Origin of the sequence: Microcystis sp. BLCC-F209, from assembly GCF_041928595.1 — a bacterium.
Classification (GTDB): domain Bacteria; phylum Cyanobacteriota; class Cyanobacteriia; order Cyanobacteriales; family Microcystaceae; genus Microcystis.
The window spans coordinates 1-3605 of sequence record NZ_JBHFLL010000048.1 but is presented as its reverse complement, the minus strand read 5'-3'; the positions used below and the strand labels follow the sequence as shown (position 1 = coordinate 3605).

The following is a 3605-nucleotide window of genomic DNA, read 5'->3' as shown; positions in this document are numbered from 1 at the left end:
GGGGTTAACCACAGAAACCAAAAACCTACCTAAAGCTTTTTAAAGCTACTCATTTCTGTAGCTAGATAGCTAAAATAAGTAACTTTGGCCACCGATAGATTTTAAGAACGTTATCAGGTATAATCAAGATATGAAGCTAGTTGAACGTCATATTATCAGTCAAAACCATCCCTTATGGTCAGAAATCGACCATTATGCCTTCTTGTCAAAAAATTTGTTCAATCTAGCTAACTACCATTATCGCCAATATTTCTTTGAAAACTCCCAAAAACTGAGTTTTAATCAACTCTATCATCTGGTATCTAAAACCTCAGATTATTTAGCTTTACCCACGAAACCGAAGCACGCAGATAATCAGAAGATTAGATCAGGCTTGGATTAGTTATTTTGCCGCTTTTAGAGCTTGGAAAAAACACCCTGAAAAATTTTTAGGAAAACCTAAAATTATTAAGTATAAGGACAAAACCAAAGGAAGAAACCTGCTAATATATTCTCAGGAATCAATTTATAAAAAACCTTTAAAAGAAGACCCCCCCAACCCCCCCGACGTCGGGGGGGCAAGGGGGGGTGTCACTTGTCTATGAGCGACGTAAAATTGACCACTTCCCGAAGAGAAATAATTGAAGTGAGAATTGTCCCCAAAAGTAGCTGTTATGTCATTGAAATAGTCTATGAAAGACGGTCGGAAACCACAGATAAACAAGAGATAGCTGGGATAGATTTAGGAGTTAATAACTTAATGGCTGTAACTACAAATCAAACAGGTGTAGCACCTCTTTTGGTAAATGGCAGACCGTTAAAAGCAATTAACACCTTCTACAACAAACAACGTTCCCGCTTACAATCTCAACTGAAAACCAGAAATAATCAACCCTCATCTAAGAGATTGATATTCCTAACCCATAAACGAAACTGTCGAGTAGAAAATTATCTACACACAGCTAGTAAAAGAGTAATAGATTGGTGTATTCTTCATGAAATAGGGACGTTAATAATTGGGCATAATGAGCGGATGAAACAATCTCTTAATCTAGGAAAAAGTAATAATCAACAATTGGTCAATATTCTCCATAATAGATTAATAGAAATGTTAACCTATAAAGCTCAATTAAAAGGGATAAAAGTCATAATAACTGAAGAATCCTATACCTCACAATCCAGTGCTTTAGATAGGGGTGAGTTACCTAAATATGGTGAAGAAAAACCATTATTTAAGGGAAAAAGGTTAGCTAGGGGACTTTATAAAATGGGAACAAATCAGTTGTTAAATGCCGATGTCAATGGGGCATTTAACATCATTAGAAAAGTAATTCCTGATGTCATTGACCAGGTAATAAAGGGGTTGCCGTTTAATCCGCTCCGTGCTTGATCCACTAGGAATGACTAAGCTTTCAGGCTTTTAAGTAAGTTTGAGTAAGTTTAGTTGAGCGGTTTGTTAAAAGATACGACGGTGACTTTCATCGGGAAATTTTCTTATGTGAAGTTAGGTTAAGTGAAGCCAAAAGATGCAGCGCACATTCGTACATTCTATTCTTTTTTTTGCCCATTTCTGCTAATTTTAATACAGTTTTTTTGAGTTTTTATGGCAGGGTAGTCAGTTTTATTGCCTCGATAATTGTCCAGATTTGGGACGGAATACCTCGTTGCAAGGGTCTCCGTGGCAACGCATTTCCAGAAGTTTCACCTCTTGCATAACCCATCAGGGAGGGAAGGGATACTCTCCCTTGTATCATTGCAAGGTAGAAGCTTGGAACGAGAAAAGAACCGGTTCCCAATCAATTTAATTTTTAGTCGGTCAAAATTACTTTTTAAGCTAGAGCTAGTAAATATAAATAGCACCCTGTTGATTGATGTTAAAAGTGGTATAACCAGGGGTACTCCCCGGAACTTTGGTGACAGTAATCGTGACTAAATTATCATCATTGACCTCGACGGCATAGATTAAACTAGAAGAATAGGAATCTGCGGCGGCATTAGCCCGATTAATCAGAATATATGCTGGAATTACCAAACCTCTTAGGGTTGTCTCCGCACTGGGAGATAATAATTGGGGAGAGGAATTAATATTGGCCGATAGGTCATAATTGAGGTCAATATCGGTTTGATTGATGATTTTGATCTGCACGGGACGACTGGTATTCACCCTAGCCACCGGCTGCCAAGGACCGGGTTGAAAGGTGGTAGCGGGGGGATTTTGAGCGGGTAGAGAGGGGGGAAAAGCTAATCCCAGACTTAACAGTAGGGAAAGAGTCAAAAAGCGATCGCATTTCATAGATGAATCCTGGTCTAGGGTTTTCATCCTATTTTAGGGGGGTATCTCCAGTGTTTTATACTTGAGTAGAAGCTTTTAAAATTGTCTATAGTGGTGAGTCATCAGCTATCGGGGGAATATCCTAAGCTTGCCCGATTTTGCTCTATAAACAAGGCTAAATACACCTTTTTTTCTCTAGAAGTTTCCCTAGTAACCCCTATCAACGGTTTAATTTAGGTTGAGATTGATTATATGGCAACCATCGACATATCGGGAGTATCCCACAGTTACGAGTTATTTTCGCCCCAAGCGGATAAACCGGTTTTAGTCTTTATACACGGTTGGCTGCTGAGTCGTCACTACTGGCAGCCTTTGGTAGATATTCTCTCCCCGGATTATCCCTGTCTAGTTTACGATCTCCGGGGCTTTGGCGACTCCCAAAAAATCACCTCTAACAGTCCTCCTAGCAGTTATAACCTTGAATCCTACTCCCAAGACGTTATTACCCTTCTTAACCGCTTAAACCTCGATGCTGCTTGGTTAGTCGGTCATTCCCTCGGTGGTAGTGTTGCTTTGTGGGCTGCAGATAGCTGTCCTGAACGGATTAAAGGGGTAATCTGTATGAATGCTGGGGGTGGCATCTATCTAAAGGAGGAATTTGAGCGCTTTCGAGAGGCCGGAAGACAGATTTTACAGAAAAGACCCTCTTGGTTGCCCCGTGTTCCCTTTATTGATCTTTTATTCTCGCGGATGATGGTCAAGCAAACCCTAGGTAAAAAATGGGGCAAACAGCGCGTGATTGATTTTGTCCGGGCCGATTACCAAGCGGCCCTAGGGTCACTTTTGGAAACTACTACTATCAGCGAAGTTCATCTTTTACCCCAGATTGTCTCCCGTCTCCCGCAACCGGTCTATTTTCTGGCGGGGAAAGAGGATACGATTATGGAGGTTAAGTACGTTAACCATCTGGCCAGTTTTCATCCTTTGTTTGAAACTGGCAGCAACGTGATTGAGTTATCCGATTGTGGTCATTTTGCCATGCTGGAACAAACAACTGCGGTAGCTGAAAAGATGATGGCTATTTTAAATCAGCATCGCGGTTAGAACCTGTAGGTAAGCGCATTCTTGAACTTTTCCAACAGTTTCTTAACTCCACAAACAGTGAGTTAAAAACTCAAATCTGATCCCTGATAGCTGTCTCGGAGTCTCCTACTTGGCTCTCCCAGCTTTGGTGGGTAAAATGTATTCTAAGATACATTTCTCAAGAGCGAGGGGGTGGAACGAACCACAAAGACACAAAGGACACAAAGATCGATCGATCCTATGTCAATTAAACTTATCACACAGAACCTAG

General features: G+C 40.7%; 4 protein-coding genes. 3 read left to right on the top strand and 1 reads right to left on the bottom strand.

Annotated features, from left to right (window positions below; genetic code table 11):
- Nucleotides 1-130 precede the first annotated feature (130 nt).
- Nucleotides 131-382 (top strand): hypothetical protein, encoded by a 252-nt coding sequence (locus tag ACE1AQ_RS03355; RefSeq protein ID WP_008203365.1) that lies wholly within the window; start codon nt 131-133, stop codon nt 380-382.
- Between the two features lie 198 nt (nt 383-580).
- Nucleotides 581-1369 (top strand): RNA-guided endonuclease InsQ/TnpB family protein, encoded by a 789-nt coding sequence (locus ACE1AQ_RS03350; protein WP_374807858.1) that lies wholly within the window; start codon nt 581-583, stop codon nt 1367-1369.
- Between the two features lie 450 nt (nt 1370-1819).
- On the opposite strand, the gene ACE1AQ_RS03345 is transcribed toward ACE1AQ_RS03350, so the two are convergent.
- The gene (locus ACE1AQ_RS03345; RefSeq protein WP_110543645.1) at nt 1820-2272 is read right to left on the bottom strand and encodes a hypothetical protein; all 453 of its coding nucleotides are present in this window, start codon (nt 2270-2272) and stop codon (nt 1820-1822) included.
- Between the two features lie 231 nt (nt 2273-2503).
- On the opposite strand from ACE1AQ_RS03345, the gene ACE1AQ_RS03340 reads away from it, so the two are divergent.
- Nucleotides 2504-3355, top strand: a complete 852-nt coding sequence (locus tag ACE1AQ_RS03340; protein ID WP_008197048.1) for an alpha/beta fold hydrolase — start codon at nt 2504-2506, stop codon at nt 3353-3355.
- The last annotated feature ends 250 nt before the right edge of the window (nt 3356-3605 follow it).